This is a genomic window from Aquibacillus koreensis (assembly GCF_025154055.1).
In the GTDB taxonomy this organism is placed as follows: Bacteria; Bacillota; Bacilli; order Bacillales; family Amphibacillaceae; genus Aquibacillus_C; species Aquibacillus_C koreensis.
The window spans coordinates 174,685-193,676 of sequence record NZ_JAOALK010000031.1 but is presented as its reverse complement, the minus strand read 5'-3'; the positions used below and the strand labels follow the sequence as shown (position 1 = coordinate 193,676).

Below are 18,992 nucleotides of genomic sequence, written 5' to 3'. Positions count from 1 at the left end.
CTCCATAAAGTGTTTGAGTGTTAACTCATTCAAAAAACTAGCTTTTTTCTTGCTTGACATAAATGATTGTTTTGTTCAGTTTTCAAAGATCAATTTGCGTTGTTGTTTTTTGACAACTTCTGTATGATAACAGGTTTACTGAACATTGTCAATAACTTTCCCCTTCAAGCAACAACTTGAAATATCCATCACTCAGGAGCGACTCGAATAATATAACACATATAATAGTTCAACGTCAACACTTTATTAATAAAAGATAATGATGCGTTTAAAAATGATAGGTTCCTCAGATGAGGACTCATAATATAACATGACTACAATGTTGATTGCAAATTGATAAATTACCCAATTCTTTTCTTAAGGTCTCAAGGGATTATGAATATAATAACAACCAAATATTAACGGCCTAAGAAACTTCTCTAAAAATTGTTTCTTCCTTATATATATCCTCTCTAGGTAAATTTATTAATCTTCTATAAAAATCTGTTGCATCTGCCCTACCACAAGTTGCAATACAAACATCTACTATATTAAATACTTTAAGACGGGAGTTGATAATCTTGAGTCCTAAACTTGAAAAATTTGTTGATAGGCTTCCGATCATGGATACGTTGAAACCTCAAACAACAAAAAACGGGGCTTATTATGAAGTTAGAATGGAGGAATTTAGGCAAAAACTACACAGAGATCTTAGACCAACACGTCTATGGGGATATAATCGGCAGGTTCCAGGACCTACTATTGAGGTTAATCGCGATGAGGCGATTAAAGTTAAGTGGATAAATAATCTTCCAACTAAACACTTTTTACCAGTAGATCATTCTTTTTTAAATTCTAAATTACCTGAAGTAAGAACTGTCACTCACTTGCACGGTGGTCATACACCAGACGAGAGTGACGGCTATCCAGAGGCCTGGTTTACTAGATCATTTCGCGAAGTAGGACCTTTCTTTAAGAAAAAAGTATATGAATACCTAAATCATCAACGTGCAACAATGCTCTGGTATCACGACCACGCTATGGGAATTACAAGATTAAATAATTACGCAGGACTTTCTGGCGCCTATATTATAAGAGATGAGCATGAAAAGAACTTGAATCTACCAACTGATGAGTACGAGATTCCGCTTATTATCCAGGATCGTTCGTTTAACCGTGATGGATCTCTTAATTATCCAACACAACCAGATGACGCATCCGATGATCTACCTAGTCCGTCCATTGTACCCGCTTTTTTAGGAGATACTATCCTTGTTAATGGAAAGGTTTGGCCTTTTTTAGAAATTGAGCCCAGAAAATATCGTTTTCGTGTATTAAATGCTTCAAACACACGAGGTTATACACTAGAATTAAATTCCGGTCAACCATTTTATCAGATTGGGTCTGACGGAGGTCTTCTAGAAAAACCAGTACAAATGAAGAAGATTAAAATGGAACCATCCGAACGCGTTGATATTATTGTAGATTTTTCTAAGCAACATGGAGAACAAATTGTACTAAGAAATGACCTTGGTCCAAATGCAAATCCTGACGATGAGACAGATGAAATTATGCAATTCAGAGTAAACAAACCTCTTTCAAGCAAAGATGATAGTATTATTCCCCGCAAGTTGTCCACGATCCCATCCTTAACACAGAATAAAGTTAGTACAATCAGAAACCTAAAACTAGTTGGTTCTAGTGATGAGTATAACCGTCCATTACTATTATTAAATGATAAGCGTTGGGATAGTCCAATAACAGAAAAGCCTGAACTCGGTTCAACTGAAATTTGGTCATTTATGAATGTTACAGGTTTTACACATCCAATGCACATTCATTTAATTCAATTTCAAGTATTAGATCGTCAACCTTTTGATTTAGATCGTTATAATGAGGATGGTAAAATTACCTTTACCGGTCCACCAAAAGCCCCTGCCCCAAGTGAAAGAGGCTGGAAAGATACGGTTGCTGCGCCATCCGCTGAAATAACTCGTGTAATTGCACAATTTGAACCATACACCGGAAATTATGTATGGCATTGTCATATATTAGAACACGAAGATTACGACATGATGCGTCCCTTTAAGGTAGTATATCCAGAAGATAAACGATAATATAAAAGAACATTGCAATAGTTATTATACATTGCAATGTTCTTCTTTCTAAAAACAAAGGAGTATTAAGCACGCCATCACATACGTAATGAAGAAAGGCTACGCCATAAATAAATGTTTTTTGAGCTTTAGGGGTCTCCAAAAAACCATTTAATAGTTAACCTTTCTCCTTTAGTTAAATCCTTAGTTAAGGATAAAACACCAATCCATCCAACTAAAATTGTGAAAGTTTTCACATTAATTGTAATGAATTTCTTTTACTTTATCAATACTAAAGTGAGCATTTTAAACTAATATACTGCATTTGGACCCTCTTCTGACTAGAATAAGAGTAACAGGCTAATTACTGTACGTAATTGTCCTTACTTTCTACTTTTAAAATAAAGACAATTATGTCATAAAATTAAAAATGCAGTAGCATTCCCTTAGGGATGCTCTACACTTTTTGACTTATGGTAACAAATATAATAAAACACAGAAGAAATGCGTAACCGTACCTGCTAGTACAAACAAGTGCCATATGGCGTGATGGTACTTAAACCCTCGCCACACATAAAAAATAGCTCCAACCGTATAACAGACACCACCAACAACTAGTAGAATAACTCCATTCACGTTAAGATTATCAACGATCTTATTCCATCCCATCGTAACCATCCAGCCCATTAAGATATATAATAGGGTTGATGTAAACAGATACTTTTTGACAAAGAAGGATTTGAAGATTGTCCCTCCTATCGCTAATCCCCAAATAATTCCGAACATCGTCCAACCTAATGCACCTTTAATGACTATAAAAGTGAATGGTGTGTACGTGCCTGCGATAAAAAGATAGATCGAAGAGTGATCGAATATTTCAAACAAGTCTTTGGCCTTCCCCTGAGGAAGTGCATGAACCAATGTGGAAGACATGTATAAGAGAAACATCGTTGACCCAAATAAAGTAAAACTAACCACATGCCAAGCATTTCCATATAACGACGAAAATACAATTAATATTACCAATGCTGCAACACTTAGCATCGCACCAATTCCATGTGTTATTGCGTTTGCAATTTCTTCACCTTTTGAAAAGGTATGTGTTTGTGCCACTAAAATCATCCTAACTTTCACGAATTCATGGTTTATTTTGTAAGTCATTAACGCTAATTTCAAACCTTAATAGTAACTTATTAGAATACCTATTACTAGACTCAATTATAACATATTCCTATTACATTACCTTCCAAATAGTACACCATCATCCTAGTTTCTGCAATTAGTAATAACCCATAGACTCATTCCCTATTTACATTTTATAAGATTTAAGAAGGTTGACAATAACAACAATTCAAACTAAAATTATCTTAAACCAATTAAAATACTCGGAATTAAAAGGAGGGGAGATATTTGAATATAAATATATCTAGCATGATCATGATTGGCTTGATGATTGTTTCTTGGGTCGTAGGATTTTATTTCTTACAAGGATATTATGATACAACATTAATTATTCCAAGCCTTAATGATTATATATGGACTACTCCTTTTAAGGGAATATTAGGACTTACTAGTATCTTTACAGCAGTAACACTACTTCTTTTCTTCCTTCAAATTAAATTTAAACAATTCTTTCATCAAAAAAAGTACTTTTATTTTACCCATATTAGTAATCACCTGTTATGGATCGCCGTTGTCAGCGTACAAGTAAAAGTTATTTTGTTTAATCTAGGAATCTGCCATTAATATGTAGGAACACCAGCGGGACTTTCTAAGGTTCCGCTTTTTTATAGTGTTTGGCTAACCTCACAATCCTTCACTCCTCAAAATGCCAACGGCTCTTCAAAAAATATCATTTCAGTCTAAGGACTGACACAACTTACTCCCAAAGCATGTAGATTATTTTAGTTTTTGACCTTACAATTACTAACAAATACATGAAGAAAGGGTGCGCGCATGGAGGCTATTATTAAAGTAGAAGGTGTAAAAAAAGCATATAAGAAAAGAAAGTCAAAGGAGGTTATCCAAGCGATCAATGATGTTTCATTTGACGTTAAACGTGGAGAAATCCTTGGTTTGCTTGGACCTAATGGAGCTGGCAAAACAACTACCATTAAGATGATCTGCGGGTTATTAACACCAGATGAGGGGTCTATCACAATAAACGGGAATGACATGAAGACACAACGACTAAAAGCTCTTAAGCATATTAGCGCTGTTTTAGAAGGGAATCGTAATCTATATTGGCGTTTGACTGTAAAAGAAAATTTAGAGTATTTTGCAGGGAACCGCGGTGTTTCACGAAAAGATGCTGCTTTTCTAATTCAGGATTTATTACATAAATTCAACCTTAAACATAAAGAAAATGAGTTGGTAAACCGCCTTTCACGAGGAATGCAACAAAAGCTTGCTATAGCAATTGCTATGTCAGCTGAAACAGATGTCATTCTATTGGATGAACCTACTCTTGGTCTCGACGTAGAAACAAGTTACGAAGTGAGATCTATTCTGCAATCCATCGTGAAAGAATACAATCGGACGATAATTATAAGTTCCCACGACATGGATGTAATCCAAGACATTTGTGAAAGAACCGTTATCATTAACAATGGAAATATTGTAATAAATGATAGTGTGAAGAATCTATTAAAGCTTTTTGAGGTTCGTTCTTATTCCATTACGCTTGGTGGATTCTTAAGCAATCATCAGCTAAGTCTTATCTCACACAAATTCCCTCACCACACTTACAAGAAAGAAACGTTTCAATCTATCTTAGAAATCGATCTAGCTAAAAGCGAAGAAATCTATCAAATTATAGATATATTAAAAATGGATGAAACACCTGTAGAAGCGATTGATCGGAGAAATGTTAATTTCGAACAAATATTTATGAAAATTATTAAGGGGGAAAAAAGTAATGCGTTTGCTCAATCTTCTTAACGCAAATATACGAAAACACTTTATTGAGATGAAGCGATACTTGCCAAATACAATGGCATTTATCATCACGTTCTATATCATATTCCTTGCCATGTTTGCAGGTATAAAGTTAATTGGTGATCCAAGCTCACAAGATGCCAACATTCAATATGTTATTGTAAATTATATTTTTTGGTATTTGGCAATGGTCGTCGTCAATGATATCGGATGGCAAATATCGAATGAGGCGAGCCAGGGGACTTTTGAGCAACTCAGCATGTCTCCAATGGGGATATGGAGGATTATGACAGCACGACTTATCTCTTCCACAATTGTAAATTTCCTCATCATTGTTGCTTTACTCTACATATCTATGGCTACTACAGGTCAGTGGCTGAACATTGATGTGATTACACTCTTACCCATATTAGTACTCACTCTTATCAGTATGTTTGGACTAGGTTTGATCATAGCTGGTATGACAGTTGTTTTTAAACAAATACAAGCGTTCCTACAAATCTTGCAGTTTATATTGGCGGCTTTAGTATTTGTACAAAGTAATGTCCTTCCTTTTCTAGTTTTCTTCCCTATTGTTAAAGGGGTAGAACTCGTTCGCAACGTGATGATTGATGGTGTTTCTTTGAGTCAAATAGCAGTTGGAGATTTTCTCATACTAGGATTTAACGCTATTTTTTACTTCATCGTTGGTCTTGGTATTTTCATCTACTGTGAACGGTTTGCAATGCGCAAAGGTTTGTTAGCTCATTATTGAAGAAAGACAAAATCTTTTCAACATAGGATTCGTTTTGTTACGACAAATAAGTTGCAAATAAAAAAGCGTCCACCGCAGAGTCAGGTGGACGCTTTTTTACCATACAGATCAACTTGCTTGGTGGTTTTCTATCCATTTAACTACTTCATCAACTGCCAAAGGTTTTGAAAAGTAATAACCTTGATATGCCACTGATGGGCAAAGTTGTTGAATATAGGCCACTTGTTCTTCTGTTTCGACCCCTTCGATGACTATCTCTAATTGAAGGGAACGCCCTAAATCGGAAATTGCTTTTAATATAGAAGCATCTTTTTCCGATTCTGGAATTTTTTCTACAAACGCTTTATCTATTTTTAATGTAGAAATAGGCATTTGCCTTAAATAGGATAAAGAAGATACACCTGTTCCGAAATCATCTAATGCCACCATAAAACCTTCCTTTTTAAAAGTTGAAATAGCGCGCATTGCACTTTCTATTGATTTAACAAAGCTCGTTTCTGTCATTTCCAATTCTAGATACTTAGGTTCCAACTGGTAGCGCTGGACCATAGCCTTAAGCGTATCCAGTAAACGAGGGGAGCTAACATAATCACCAGGAATGTTAACGGACACTTGCCATATAGGATAACCTGCTTGATGCCACTTTACGATTTGCTTACAAACCTCTTCAATTACCCAGTCTGTCACATCGAATATACGCTCATTTTGTTCTAACACAGGAAGAAATTGCACTGGCGACAAATTACCGTGTATTGGATGTTTCCACCTTATTAGTGCTTCAAATCCTACAATTTGAAGCGATTCGCTTCCAATCTTAGGTTGATAGACAAGAAACAAATCATTATTTTTCATTGCTCGATCTATTCCTTCTACAATGTCTCTTTCAAAAGAATACATATGAATCTTTGGGTCAAAGATTGTGACTTGTTTTTGTTTCGTTATGGAATGGTGATTTATCACTGCAAGCGTATTTGCATATATTGACTTAGCATTCTCTGCTTGCGCCGATGTTGACAATGCACAGACAACTTCTAACTTTATATTTCGATTTATAATAAAAATAGCTTCCTTGCAGTGCTCGGCGAAGGCTTTCATGGATCGAACCAATAAGGGAAACTGGTCTAAACGATTCATTGAAATCGCAAATCGACTACCGTCTATCTTATATATCGTTGAGAACGGTAGATTTTTTTGTTGTAGTTGATTTGCTACATAATCAATGATTTCGTCTCCATATTCATAGCCAAAATCAGTGTTTATTTTTTCAAGGTTTTTCAACTCCATTACAGCTAAACACTGAATAGTCGATGAAGAACTCAACACCTTTTGAAAATGCCTACCATTAGGAAGCTTTGTTAGAAAATCAAAATAGTTTACGCGATAATCGATATATCGATCTAACACACTCGATAGTAATAGTAATACAAATAACAAACCTACCCCCACAGAAACACTCACGATTAATAAAGACATATCCATTTGATGCGTACTTTCATGATTCCCCATCTGATCAATTTTTTGGTAAAAAGATGTGCCCGCCATACCCGTATAGTGCATACTAGCAACAGCAGAACCCATAATGATTGAGGTAACTATTTTAATTAATCGGTTAGCCATAAACCGTTGTAAAGAAGAAAAGACGATAAGAGAAACAATAGAAACTATGATAGCGATAAACACCGATGTTAGAAATACCTTCACATCGTAAACATACTCTGCTTCCATCTCCATAGATGCCATCCCAACATAATGCATTGTTGAGATACCAATTCCCATGACAACACCAGAAGATATAAAAGCTAGAAACGACTTTGGTCTATTTAGGAAATTAAAAGCAAGTAATGAAGCTAGAAACGCAGGTAAAATAGATAAAATCGTGAGTACATGATTGTAGCTCATCATTACTGGCAAATGAAACGCACTCATTGCGACAAAATGCATCGACCATATTCCAAACCCCATCGCTGCAGATGCCAAAAGCAACCATATGTTCTTGTTAAAGAAGCTATTTTGTTGCATCCGTTCATTCATGGATAGTGCAGTATAAGAAGCAAAACACGCAAGCAATATGGATAAAAATACGACAGTTGTGTCATATTCTCCCTCAATCCGGACGTATTGTTCAGGATTTAATGGTGTAAACAAAAAAATAACTTCCTTTCACTAGCTTGTTGTCAACGCAGTTTTATTTATTTATTATACCTTTTTTTAAAAAAAATCCTTGAGATATGTATTATACACGATATACATTGCTCTCCAAATATTTTTTTCAATGATCGTAACCTTTTTAAGTGATCAAACGACAAATAAATTAGAAAGTTAGATAATACTAGGAGGTCAATAGTATGAAAAGACTCGTTTTATTTTTATTGATTGGAATTTTACTAGTTGGTTGTGGTACATCATCCACTAATGATAGTGATGAGCAAAATCAGGATGGAAAAACAAACGGTAGTGGTGAAGTAACGAATCATGAAGTTGATAACGGTAGTGAAGGTGAAGAAGAAAGTGCTGATGGAGAGGATAATGGGATTATAGCAGGCAAAGTTGTTCCTGTTTTAACAGAGACAAATCCACTCCTTTACACATATGAAGTAGCAAACCAAACGGAAAAAGAAATTACGCTAGAGTTCACAAGTTCGCAACGATTTGACTACGCTGTAGAAACAAAAGAAGGTGAACAAGTTTACCTATATTCAAGTGTGGCTTCCTTTATGCAGGCTCTCGGAGAAGAGACCATCAAACAAGGAGGATCTTTGGAATTTGAGATCAACTTAAATGAGTTAGACCTTGAACCTGGGGACTATGTGCTAAAAGCTTGGATGACTCCAACAGGCAGCAAGAAATATGAAGTATCACATGATTTCACAATAACAGAATAAACAAAAGGGCCTCACTAGTGTACTAGCATAGAGGCCTTTTAATCTGTATTAATAATTAGTGATTTGGGATTGTACGTAATGGTACAATAATTCTTCCGTATGTTTAAGCGATGACTCATGAGTTCTTTCGTACGCGTGTGAGGAATCAATTCCTGGCCCGATTAAACCATGAATAATATCATTCCCTGCTCGAATGGCTGCCGATGCATCTGAGCCATAATAGGGATAGATATCTACTTTATAGCCAATGGCATTATTTTTCGCTAACGCTACTAAGTGTTTTCGCAAGCCATAATGATACGGACCGCTTGAATCCTTCGCACAAATGGACACCGTGTATTCATCCGTAGTTTGTCCATCCCCTATCGCACCCATATCGACAGCTAAATATTCCACCGTTTCTGGCGTTATATTAGAGTTCCCACCGTAGCCAATTTCTTCATTATTTGAAATTAAAAAATGTGTAGTATATGGCAACGCTATAGCTTCATCCTTTATCCTTCTTATCAGTTGCAAAAGAATTGCTACACTTGCTTTATCATCTAGATGACGTGATTTAATAAATCCGTTGTCCGTCAATTGAACACGTGGGTCAAAGCTAACAAAGTCTCCTACTTCAATACCAAGTTCATGTACTTCCGCAGCATTATCTACTTTTGCATCGATGCGAATTTCCATGTTTTCTTGATTGCGTTCCGCTTTTCCAGCGTCTTTATACACGTGAACAGACGTTTGATGCATTAAGATGGTGCCAGTATAGATATCCCCTTTTGCAGTCTCAATTTCACAATATTCTCCTTCAATTGCGTTATATCGAAAGCCTCCAATTAAATCAATTCGTAATCGCCCATTATCTTTTACCTCTTTTACAATTGCTCCAAGTGTATCAACATGAGCCGTTAACATACGATGCTCCTGGTCATTAGCTCCCACAATGGTAGCAATTAACCCTCCTTTTCGATTGCGTTTTGTGTCAACACCTAGGCTTTTTATATGATTTTCTACGTATTGAATAACGCTTTCAGTGTTTCCTGATGGACTTGGAATAGAAACTAGTTCTTGAATTAGACTTTTTGTTTCCGAGACATTTGGATATGTATGCATTAACAACTTCCCCCTTTATATACTTTATTTTTTTATTTTATCTCTAAATATATTACGTAACAAATAATTAACAACACTTTCTTCCATTTTAAAGGAGATTGTGTATATGCATAAGTAGAATTCACATATAAAAATTAGTACATACTACAATTTGAAAGGAGTGGATCGTATGAATTTCGATCTAACGACTATTAGTAATGAAATGCCAGATTTTGAAAATCACGATCAAGCTAGACAATGGTTTAATGAGCAGTTTCAAGAAAGATTCTCACTAGTAAATAGTGATATCGTTAATGGTAAGAAGGTTTATTATTATCACATTATAAAAGACCAAAGTACGTATCAACAATATATGGAGAGCTTTGCAAAAGCTGGGGAGCATCAAATTACGAACTTCGAAACCTTTGAGAGTTATTCTACTGTCGAAATTAATGAAGAAGGGGATATAAGCTTATCTTTATAGTTTACACATAAAGAATTATTTTGTTTAAAGGCATCGTATCCAACAAGGGAAAGCGATGCCTTTTTATCAATTGTAATACCCAACTAGAAACATTTTTTATTGTTACACTACTATATAAAAATTAATAAAAAATTCAAATGAAAACGCTTTGAAAGTGGCAATCTAGTGAAACTTATTAATCAACATCCTTTTGCAGATCGAAAGCATTATAATAGATGTAAAATGTAAAAGCACAGTATGGAGGAAGTAAAAAGTGGAATTTATCGTGCAGTTTTTAGAAGAGCCACTTTTATTATTATTTGTGATCTTGTTTTTGGGCTCATGGATTGGTCAGACAAAAGTAAAAGGACTTAGCTTAGGTTCTGCTGGGATACTTCTTATAGCTATGATTTTTGGTCATTTTGGTTATGAAGTTTCCTCCATTGTACAAAATTTTGGTTTAAGTTTATTTATAGTGGCAGTAGGACTTCAAGCTGGTCCTCGCTTTTTTCGTATGATTCGTTCCAGTGGGATTGTGTTTGGTATTATTGGATTGCTTATTGTGTTAGTCGCTGCTATTACCACTATTATCGTATCGAAAGTATTTCATTTATCACCGGCATTAAGTATCGGCCTTATGACCGGCGCTTTAACTAGTACACCCGGCCTCGCAGCAGCATTAGAAGCAACAAATGATCCTCTTGCTTCGGTGGGATATGGAATTGCTTATCCTTTTGGCGTCCTAGCCGTTGTTCTATTTGTCCAATTGTTACCAAGAGTGCTAAAAGTGGATTTAGAAAAGGATTTACATCGAAAGAATAATCCGGCAAGAAATGATGAATCTCCTCAAGTGACTACAATTGAGGTGACTAATCCAGCAATTGAAAAAAACACATTAAAAGAACTTCGTTTTCAAAGGAGCAATTCTGTTGTCATAAGTAGAGTAATTCGGAATAACCGTAACATTATTGCTTTAAGTGATACCGTTATTTTGTTGGGTGATCGATTAGTAACCGTAGGCATGCGCGCTGACCTAGAAAAGTTTTGTGCGTATGCGGGTAAAGAAGTGGAAACAAATTTGAAGAACAATGATCATATTAAGCTCCGAAAAGTCATTGTAGATTCAGAAGAAATAATCGGTAAAAATATTAAAGAATTGCGTTTAAGAAGAAATTATGGTGTAACTGTGACTCGTATGGAACGGGGTGGTTTTGAATTTAATCAAAATGCAAGGACTCGGTTAGAGCGAGGAGACATTTTGACAATTGTAAGTAGTGAAGACCGATTAAATGATGTAGAGAGATTGTTCACAAGAAAAAAATTAACCATAACAAATGTAGATATCTTTTCTCTGAGCATCGTATTATTAATTGGTATCATGCTAGGTATGGTCCCAATACATCTGCCAGGATTAGGAACGATTACATTAGGTGTAGCGGGTGGACCGTTATTCGTTGCGTTAATCATCGGACACTTTGGAAAACTTGGTCCGATACAAGCCAGGTACTATCAGCCTTCGAATCAGGTTATCCGAGATATTGGACTTGCACTCTTTTTAGCAGGTGCTGGCACAACCGCAGGACAAGGACTTGTGGACGTCGTTCAACAAGAAGGACTGCGCCTTGTCATCGGTGGTTCGTTTATTACGATTGTCCCTATCCTTTTTGGATTCTTTCTTGCTCGTAAGATGTTCCGTCTAAGTATTGTGCATTCTTTAGGTGCTCTTTGCGGAGGTATGACTAGTACACCAGGTCTTGGTTCTGTTAACCAAGTATTTGATTCAGATGAACCTGCTATTGCCTATGCAGCAGCGTATCCGTTTGCTTTGATCTTTGTTGCAATCGCATCACAATTACTCACTTTATTTCTATAAGGAAATGAAAAAACACCTCGTCATGAGGTGTTTTTTCAATCATATAAGTAAACATTCGTTTTCATAAATATAGGAGTAACGAATATCAATAAATAAAAAATGTTGCGGTGTTAAGGGAAAGCTAAAGGTACGAATCATTTCTCTGGTTTCAATATCTGAATAGATATCTGACAAAATACCTCTACTCCATGTTTTCATTTGCACCATATTTTCTAGAAAATATGGACGGAATGCCCAATTGGAACCTATTTTGTCCGTTTCTACTTCCCAAGTTCCCTCACGTTTACGGAAGTTAGAAGAAACCTGTTGGCCATCGCTATTACAAACATACATCCGAAAACTTTCATGGTCAAACTCACTTGTGACATATTCAATAAAAGCATCAATCTTCTTAGGACCTTCCCACTGAGGAAGAAGACCCCTCACCTTACTCTCCCAGTTGAGAACATGTTTTAGCCTTTCCTCTACCAAAGACTTCTCACGTTGAATATAGTCTGCAACTTTTTCACTCAAATTAACGGAAAGTAGGTGACTTCCATTTATATATGGCTCTGGCTTTGCCAGATAGTACCCTTGATAGTAACGCCCTCCATTTTTCCACGCAAAATGCAGTTGAAAGTCATCTTCAATGTACTCAAATAATAACGCAGCACCGATTCGACGAGCAAGCATCGATAAGGAGTACATAATATCTTGAAATCCATCAGACTTCTGATTACGAATAATCCTAGTATCGATCTTAAGAATATGTGGCCTTAATTGTCTAATTCTATCTATATTCGAACTCTTTGCACCTACACGGTCAACAGCAATTTGAATGCCATAGGTTTTATAATACAATAACAAATGATTTAACATTTCAAAATCTTCATCAAAATCGTGTTCTGTTACTTCTATCACTGTTCTATTCATGGCAAAACCTTTTTGTTCAAACAGGATTAGTGTTTGTAATAAATCTTCCCCATCATTCACCATTAATTGCTTCGCTGTCCGGTTGATACACAAAAAGCCATCATGATTTTTCTCTAGCATTTCTGTAATTGCTATTTCTAAAAGATGTTGGTCAACCTCAACCTTAAACTCGTCTGGAACATCCTCATCATGAAAAAAGTTGCCTAGACTTATCCATTCATCCCCATGTTGAAACTGTCCTAACACTTCATAACCCGCAATGTTGTGCCTAATCGCACTAACAATTGGCTGATATACAGGTTTTACTTTATGTAGGTTGCCAACTATATCTAACGGGTCCAATCCCATATCTCTCCCTCCCTCATGTACAAATAACCTTTTAAAAGTCGATAGGAATAGATAACATCTCCTCCATCTATTTCCCTTTTCTTCAATTTTTTACTGAATTCACTACTTTAATTATACATTTCGTGTAGATGATTAACCAGAGTAACACAACCAAAGGAAGACTTCTTTCGAAAGCACGTAAAAGTTAGGCCCTCCATTAGCTTCCATCTTCTTTACTTTCTACATAAAATAATTATAAAAAATGAGAGAGGGGATTCTATGATTAACATGGACCAATTAGACCCAACTAGTCTTGCAACACTATCCGCTATCGTTGCAGCAGTCGTTGCTGTAACCGGTGATGCATTTAATCTTCCGAAAAAATATAGATCACTAATAGCAATTGGGCTCGCCATTGTTTTCGTTTTTTTACCTTCATGGATTCTTACTAAGGTTCTGACGGCTTGTATCATTGGTGTCACGGCAAGCGGTGTATATAGTCAGATTAAGCCCTCTAAATTAATTAGTAAGCTTACTAACAATAAAACTTCTCCAATAGCTAAACAGGGAAAAAATCGAGCTCAACCGGATAAGCTAATTGGAAAACTTACCAATAATAAAGCTCCTCGAGAAGCCAAACAGGCCAAAAATCAAGCCCAACCGGATAATCAAAAAAATTATCATAACGCTACCGTTACACCTAGTAACCAGAGTGACAAAAAACAAAATTAGCATGATAAGCCCAGCCTCCCCTATACTTGAGGCTGGTTATTTTTCTTCTTCTATCTTTCTAATAACCGCTCGAACAGGGCTACCATCACTCTCTTCCAAAGCAAGAGGGAGGGCACTCAAAAAATAGTCACCCTCTTTTATCGCATCTAGTATCACATTCTCCAATATATAAATGCCGTTTTGATGCAACGCATGATGTGTAGGCAATTCCTTACTATCTAATGGATCTACCGATGGCATGTTCACTCCAAGAAGTCGGATACCTATTGCTGCTAAATATGGTGCTACATCTGGATCTAAAATTGGGATAGACTTCGGAAATTGATTTGGACTACTTGACAATGATGTGCGAAGTAACAGTCGCTCTACACCATTTAGGTGAAAACCGTTTAATACATCCCGATTAATAACATTCACACTTGAAACATCGATTACTTTTGCTCTGCCAATATAAATACTGACATCAAGATCAAGTATTTTCTCCCCTTGATCATCAAAATGAAATGGTGCATCTACATGTGTCCCCGTATGCACACTAGTTAATATTTGACCAATATTAACAGAACCCGTTTGTTGCTTGGTGTATGTCAATTGATATGAGAACGGGGTATCCTCCGGCCAGTGGGCAATCTCATTTGTTAAAGGTTGCGAGATATCGATCCAGTTGGTCATGCTACTACACCACGCTTATTCGAGTAGTTTTTATATGTTTTTTCATCCATAATTTTCTTTAGATTTTGTACTGTATGCCATACGTCTGAGAAGCTATTATATAGAGAAACAGGTGCTAACCTAATTCCATTTGGAGCTCGAAAATCTGGAACAACTCCGGATGCTTTTAATGCTTTACAAATGCGTGCAGCTTCTTGATGTTCAATGAAGACGTGTGCACCACGATTCTTAGCTAATTTAGGACTTCTAACGATAAAGCCATAACCACTTAGCTCATGATCTAATAGTTGTAGCAAATAACTGGTTAATGCTACTGATTTTTCTCTTATTTTTGTAATACCCGCTTCTTCAAATAAATCTAATGAACCAAGTAACGGTGCAGCACTTAACACATGTGGCGTACCTATCTGATATGCACCCGCATGCGGGGCAGGTGTTAAATCATGGTCCATATCAAACTGCTTTTCTTTCTCAGAACTAAACCAACCTGCTAAACCTGGTTGTTCGCCAAAATGTTTTTTGTGTACAAACAATCCTCCCACACTTCCAGGTCCACCATTTAGATGTTTATAATTACACCAAAATGCAAAGTCAACTCCCCAGTCATGTAAAGCATGTGGAATCGCTCCAATGGAATGACACAAGTCAAAACCAATCATTATGCCTCTTGCATGTGCTTCAACTGTTAATTTTTCCATATCCAAAATCTGACCGCTACGGTATAAGACACTCGGTAGGACTATCAGTGCTACTTCTTCGGTCATAGCAGCAATGATATCTTCCTCCTTTAATACATGACCGTTATCACTTTCTACTTGGACTAAGTGTTTTTTGGTATCATACCCTCTCAATTGCAATTGACTTTTCAGAGCATAAATATCGGAAGGAAAGTTTAATGCATCCGCCAAAATTTTTGTCCTACTTTCTTCTGGTTTATAAAAAGACGCAACCAATTGATGTAGATTTGTTGTGGTAGAACCTGTAGCAATTACTTCATCTGAATTAGCACCTACTAGAGGAGCCATTTTCTCACCGATATGTTCAGACAGATGGAACCATGGCTGGTTACCTTGGGTCCACCCATCAATTGCAACACTTTTCCAAGCTTCCATAATCGTATAAACCGCTTTTTCAGCCTGTTTAGAAAGCAGTCCTAATGAGTTACCATCTAAGTATATTTTATCTGGATTTATGTAGAATTCATTTCTAAAAACTTTTAGTTCATCCTGTTCATCTAATTCTTTCGCATAGTTATGCGAATAAATATTTGTCACCTTGATCACCTCAAAATTGTCACAGTTAAAATCTTATCCTTTTATTGTAGCGGAAGGACAGCTATTTATCTATTTGTAGCTTTTAGCTAAATAAAAAAGGAGTTAAGTTTTTAACAAACTCAACTCCCACACATACTAATTAGTATTATCTTAACTACAAGTACGAAAAAAGTATGACATATATATCAACTTTGTGAAAATAGGACTTAGGGACAGGCAAACATGTCCCTACTATTAATTAGGATAGGTATGAAGCCTATACTTTTAGTTTTTAGACTTATTTCTTTTTCATTTGAATAGGTGTAAGTGTGCCTACTAATGCTATTAGACTACTTGCTAGTAAGATACTAGTTAACCCATTAAACGCAATCAATGACAGAAACCCGAAAACAATAAGATCAAAAGTAGAATCTAGTACTGCAATCAATGAGATCGTAGTAGCACGAACTTCTGATGGAATTAAATCGTTTTTTAACTGCGAATAGATTGGACGCCGGATCGTTTGTCCAATTCTTAAGACAAAAAACGCGCCTAATACAAGCCACAATGACTCCCCGTACAAAGCAGATAATAGCAACCCTATAAAGGATAAAATTCCTGTTACAAACATTAATCCTTTTCTAGAAAATCTACTTGTTAAGCGTCCTACTGATTGTGAAGCTATATAACCACAAATAGCTGCTAGCGAGTAGACTACACCGATCATAACTACGGGTAACCCAGCGTTTGTAAAAATCGGTTGGTTAAATGCCTCATACACGGAATCTGCGGGAATAAAAACAAGGGTGAAATTGATAAATAATAGTAGCAGAGTCGGTGCTTTTCGAATAGCTTTGACACCAGTCAATACTTGTTTAAATGGATTTTCCCGATACAGACTAATGTTAGATGGACTTTTCACAAAAAAGATTAGAATGAGTTCAACAAGATGAAAGATTACCGCAAGTCCAAGTAACATAACAAATTGCTCATCTCTTAAATCCTGGGCAAAGTATGCTCCAAAAAGAACCGCTAGAATCATAGAAACAAAACTAGCAGATTGAATTTTTCCCATTGCTCGGTCCATTCGATGGTGATCATTGTCTTCTTTAAGTGATTCATAGACTAATGCTTCATCCGCTCCAGAAAAGAACGTGACAGAGAAACCATTTAAGGCACTAAATAGGAAGAATAGCCACGGATCATAAGCGAAGATGAGAATAATAATGCTGACAATTTTTACAATTACTCCAATGACAAAAGATATTTTTGCCCCAAATCGATCGGCTACAACACCTCCCGGAACCTCTCCGATTAGGACAGCACCACTCCAAAACAACTGCAACATAAGAATATGTGAAGCTTCTAAGCCTCGTTCCATATAAAAAAGCGTCAATACAGGTGCGATAAAGTTAATTGTTCCAAAAAAAGTTATCCAAAACATAACACGAATATTGTGAGAAGAAATTGTACGATTTTTCATGTTGACTCCTTTGGGACAGCCAATCAAGTCCCATTTGTATGTAAAATAAATGCTTGCACTATTTAAGCATTATACACCAAGTTTCTAGCCGGAGAAAACAGAAAAAAGGACAGAGAACAAGTTCACCTGCCCTTCTGTCTAGTATTAGGGTTCGATTCGTTTAATTGCTTTTTGTACTACCTCTTCTATAAATGGATCACCATGTTGTAACTCATTAAGAGAAGCAGTACCTTGTGAAAACTTTTGACATAATTCATTAATATCTTCCTGAACAGATACTGGTACCTCGTTTGTTGTCATCATTTTTTGAAGTTCTTCCACTACTTTTACTTCTTGATTCATGTCGCACACACCCTTTATCGTAAGATATTCTTACATTTATTTCCGTTTACTTACAGTTGGCTATTAAAACGTATTCAATTGATCTAAGTTATTATCTTTGATTCCGTCTGGCTCACTACGAATGATATCTCTACCGTATTTATGAAACACATCCACATGTGCAAGTTTACCTGCCTTTGCTTCATCAAGAGCAGTCAAATAATCCAACTCTCTACCCGATTCTGTTTTAAATGCAATGAGATCTCCATCATCATTTTTTCGAACAGCTACGATTTCTTCTTTTCCTTGTTCAGTACCTTGCTCTTCTCCTTGGTTTTTGTATTGATCATAAATGCGTTCAAACTCCTTGTTATCCAAACGATCACCTCCGAACATATGTTTAATATGTTCGGAAAGGTTTGTATTTATGTACCATGTCGATCAAGTAGCTTGTATGACATTTCTTTGAACGAACATCCTAAATAATAAAATAATTCTTCAATCACTAAAAATTTCTATTGCCAACCACGTGCTTTTTCTGTAAATTAGACAAGTATGTTTAATAGGAGGTAACATCATGAATCAATCACAACAAATTCAACGTGTCCAAATCATCACAGCAGATCCTTCTGCTTTAGGATTATTTGGTTTAGCAATGGTTACACTTGTCGCATCTTCTTCAAAATTAGGATGGACAAACGAAGTATCATTTGTGTTACCATGGGCTATTTTTCTTGGAGGAATTGCACAATTAATCGCTAGTCTTCAAGACGCTAAACACAATAACACTTTTGGTACAACCGCCTTTGGTGCATTCGGGTTGTTTTGGCTAGGTGTAGGTACATCCTGGTTAATTCAATATGGGGTATTTGGTGAAGCTGCAGCTGCAGCTGTCGATACTAAGCAGCTAGGTGTTGCATTTATTGGTTATTTAATCTTTAGTATGTTTATGACTGTTGGAGCGATGGAAACAAGTAAAGTGTTATTTATCATTTTTGTGCTTATTGACTTTCTATTTATAGGTCTTTCCCTATCGACTTTAGGGATCGCAACGGAAGCAATGCATTTATTAGCAGCTATCTCTGAACTTTTAATTGCTATTTTTAGTTTCTATGGTTCTGCTGCAAGTGTACTAAATACACACTTCGGAAAAGTAACATTGCCTGTTGGAAAACCATTTGGTATTTTCAAATAAAAGAAAAGGATAGATAAGAGGTCAAAGCCC

The 18,992-nt window shown here is 36.1% G+C and carries 18 protein-coding genes; 9 read left to right on the top strand and 9 right to left on the bottom strand.

The annotated features are described in order from the left end of the window. Positions 1-560: 560 nt before the first annotated feature. A complete protein-coding gene (locus NYQ66_RS08115; protein ID WP_272479943.1) occupies positions 561-2,096 on the top strand; it encodes a multicopper oxidase family protein in 1,536 nt (511 codons plus the stop codon). Between the two features lie 450 nt (positions 2,097-2,546). Here the strand turns inward: NYQ66_RS08115 and trhA are convergent, their stop codons facing one another. Beyond that, positions 2,547-3,188, bottom strand: a complete 642-nt coding sequence (gene trhA, locus NYQ66_RS08110; RefSeq protein WP_259868643.1) for a PAQR family membrane homeostasis protein TrhA — start codon at positions 3,186-3,188, stop codon at positions 2,547-2,549. A 297-nt stretch (positions 3,189-3,485) separates the two neighbouring features. On the opposite strand from trhA, the gene NYQ66_RS08105 reads away from it, so the two are divergent. The 3 genes from NYQ66_RS08105 to NYQ66_RS08095 all read left to right on the top strand — a co-directional run bounded on the left by NYQ66_RS08105 (position 3,486) and on the right by NYQ66_RS08095 (position 5,766). Further along, entirely contained in the window at positions 3,486-3,821 is a 336-nt protein-coding gene (locus NYQ66_RS08105; RefSeq protein ID WP_259868642.1) for a hypothetical protein, read from the top strand. Between the two features lie 210 nt (positions 3,822-4,031). Further along, the gene (locus NYQ66_RS08100; protein WP_259868641.1) at positions 4,032-5,015 is read left to right on the top strand and encodes an ABC transporter ATP-binding protein; all 984 of its coding nucleotides are present in this window, start codon (positions 4,032-4,034) and stop codon (positions 5,013-5,015) included. Beyond that, positions 4,993-5,766, top strand: a complete 774-nt coding sequence (locus tag NYQ66_RS08095) for an ABC transporter permease (protein ID WP_259868639.1) — start codon at positions 4,993-4,995, stop codon at positions 5,764-5,766. Before NYQ66_RS08100 ends, NYQ66_RS08095 begins: the two co-directional genes overlap by 23 nt. A 108-nt stretch (positions 5,767-5,874) precedes the next feature. Here NYQ66_RS08095 and NYQ66_RS08090 read toward each other — a convergent pair whose 3' ends face one another. Next, positions 5,875-7,911 carry a bifunctional diguanylate cyclase/phosphodiesterase gene (locus tag NYQ66_RS08090; protein WP_259868637.1) on the bottom strand — a complete coding sequence of 679 codons (2,037 nt, stop codon included), beginning with the start codon at positions 7,909-7,911 and terminating at the stop codon, positions 5,875-5,877. Between the two features lie 200 nt (positions 7,912-8,111). On the opposite strand from NYQ66_RS08090, the gene NYQ66_RS08085 reads away from it, so the two are divergent. Further along, positions 8,112-8,648: a BsuPI-related putative proteinase inhibitor gene (locus NYQ66_RS08085; RefSeq protein WP_259868636.1), complete on the top strand. Its 537-nt coding sequence runs from the start codon at positions 8,112-8,114 to the stop codon at positions 8,646-8,648. A gap of 48 nt (positions 8,649-8,696) precedes the next feature. Here the strand turns inward: NYQ66_RS08085 and NYQ66_RS08080 are convergent, their stop codons facing one another. Then, positions 8,697-9,752: a M42 family metallopeptidase gene (locus NYQ66_RS08080; RefSeq protein ID WP_259868635.1), complete on the bottom strand. Its 1,056-nt coding sequence runs from the start codon at positions 9,750-9,752 to the stop codon at positions 8,697-8,699. 169 nt (positions 9,753-9,921) lie between these two features. On the opposite strand from NYQ66_RS08080, the gene NYQ66_RS08075 reads away from it, so the two are divergent. Next, positions 9,922-10,215: a hypothetical protein gene (locus tag NYQ66_RS08075; RefSeq protein WP_259868634.1), complete on the top strand. Its 294-nt coding sequence runs from the start codon at positions 9,922-9,924 to the stop codon at positions 10,213-10,215. Between the two features lie 253 nt (positions 10,216-10,468). After that, positions 10,469-12,067, top strand: a complete 1,599-nt coding sequence (locus tag NYQ66_RS08070; RefSeq protein ID WP_259868633.1) for an aspartate:alanine exchanger family transporter — start codon at positions 10,469-10,471, stop codon at positions 12,065-12,067. A 39-nt stretch (positions 12,068-12,106) separates the two neighbouring features. Here the strand turns inward: NYQ66_RS08070 and NYQ66_RS08065 are convergent, their stop codons facing one another. Beyond that, the gene (locus NYQ66_RS08065) at positions 12,107-13,327 is read right to left on the bottom strand and encodes an EAL domain-containing protein (protein ID WP_259868632.1); all 1,221 of its coding nucleotides are present in this window, start codon (positions 13,325-13,327) and stop codon (positions 12,107-12,109) included. Positions 13,328-13,585: 258 nt separating this feature from the next. On the opposite strand from NYQ66_RS08065, the gene NYQ66_RS08060 reads away from it, so the two are divergent. Beyond that, a complete protein-coding gene (locus NYQ66_RS08060) occupies positions 13,586-14,038 on the top strand; it encodes a hypothetical protein (RefSeq protein ID WP_259868631.1) in 453 nt (150 codons plus the stop codon). A gap of 36 nt (positions 14,039-14,074) precedes the next feature. Here NYQ66_RS08060 and kynB read toward each other — a convergent pair whose 3' ends face one another. The 5 genes from kynB to NYQ66_RS08035 all read right to left on the bottom strand — a co-directional run bounded on the left by kynB (position 14,075) and on the right by NYQ66_RS08035 (position 18,145). Next, complete coding sequence (kynB, locus tag NYQ66_RS08055; RefSeq protein WP_259868630.1) at positions 14,075-14,710, bottom strand: arylformamidase; 636 nt, start codon at positions 14,708-14,710, stop codon at positions 14,075-14,077. Then, a complete protein-coding gene (kynU, locus tag NYQ66_RS08050; protein WP_259868629.1) occupies positions 14,707-15,984 on the bottom strand; it encodes a kynureninase in 1,278 nt (425 codons plus the stop codon). Before kynU ends, kynB begins: the two co-directional genes overlap by 4 nt. 277 nt (positions 15,985-16,261) lie before the next feature. Further along, on the bottom strand, positions 16,262-17,446 hold the full coding sequence (locus NYQ66_RS08045; protein ID WP_259868627.1) for an MFS transporter: 1,185 nt from the start codon (positions 17,444-17,446) through the stop codon (positions 16,262-16,264). Between the two features lie 144 nt (positions 17,447-17,590). Further along, a complete protein-coding gene (locus NYQ66_RS08040; RefSeq protein ID WP_259868626.1) occupies positions 17,591-17,788 on the bottom strand; it encodes a hypothetical protein in 198 nt (65 codons plus the stop codon). Positions 17,789-17,851: 63 nt separating this feature from the next. After that, positions 17,852-18,145 carry a DUF3892 domain-containing protein gene (locus NYQ66_RS08035; protein ID WP_259868625.1) on the bottom strand — a complete coding sequence of 98 codons (294 nt, stop codon included), beginning with the start codon at positions 18,143-18,145 and terminating at the stop codon, positions 17,852-17,854. Positions 18,146-18,344: 199 nt separating this feature from the next. Here NYQ66_RS08035 and NYQ66_RS08030 point away from each other — a divergent pair, with 199 nt between their 5' ends. Beyond that, positions 18,345-18,962 (top strand): acetate uptake transporter, encoded by a 618-nt coding sequence (locus tag NYQ66_RS08030; protein ID WP_259868623.1) that lies wholly within the window; start codon positions 18,345-18,347, stop codon positions 18,960-18,962. Positions 18,963-18,992: the final 30 nt, after the last annotated feature.

Bases quoted from the DNA above. Each gene is read 5' to 3' on its own strand.
- NYQ66_RS08100 (WP_259868641.1), top strand. From the start codon at position 4,032: ATGGAGGCTATTATTAAAGTAGAAGGTGTAAAAAAAGCATATAAGAAA.
- NYQ66_RS08095 (WP_259868639.1), top strand. From the start codon at position 4,993: ATGCGTTTGCTCAATCTTCTTAACGCAAATATACGAAAACACTTTATT.
- NYQ66_RS08085 (WP_259868636.1), top strand. From the start codon at position 8,112: ATGAAAAGACTCGTTTTATTTTTATTGATTGGAATTTTACTAGTTGGT.
- NYQ66_RS08080 (WP_259868635.1), bottom strand. From the start codon at position 9,752: ATGCATACATATCCAAATGTCTCGGAAACAAAAAGTCTAATTCAAGAA.
- NYQ66_RS08075 (WP_259868634.1), top strand. From the start codon at position 9,922: ATGAATTTCGATCTAACGACTATTAGTAATGAAATGCCAGATTTTGAA.
- NYQ66_RS08065 (WP_259868632.1), bottom strand. From the start codon at position 13,327: ATGGGATTGGACCCGTTAGATATAGTTGGCAACCTACATAAAGTAAAA.
- NYQ66_RS08060 (WP_259868631.1), top strand. From the start codon at position 13,586: ATGATTAACATGGACCAATTAGACCCAACTAGTCTTGCAACACTATCC.
- kynB (WP_259868630.1), bottom strand. From the start codon at position 14,710: ATGACCAACTGGATCGATATCTCGCAACCTTTAACAAATGAGATTGCC.
- NYQ66_RS08045 (WP_259868627.1), bottom strand. From the start codon at position 17,446: ATGAAAAATCGTACAATTTCTTCTCACAATATTCGTGTTATGTTTTGG.
- NYQ66_RS08040 (WP_259868626.1), bottom strand. From the start codon at position 17,788: ATGAATCAAGAAGTAAAAGTAGTGGAAGAACTTCAAAAAATGATGACA.
- NYQ66_RS08030 (WP_259868623.1), top strand. From the start codon at position 18,345: ATGAATCAATCACAACAAATTCAACGTGTCCAAATCATCACAGCAGAT.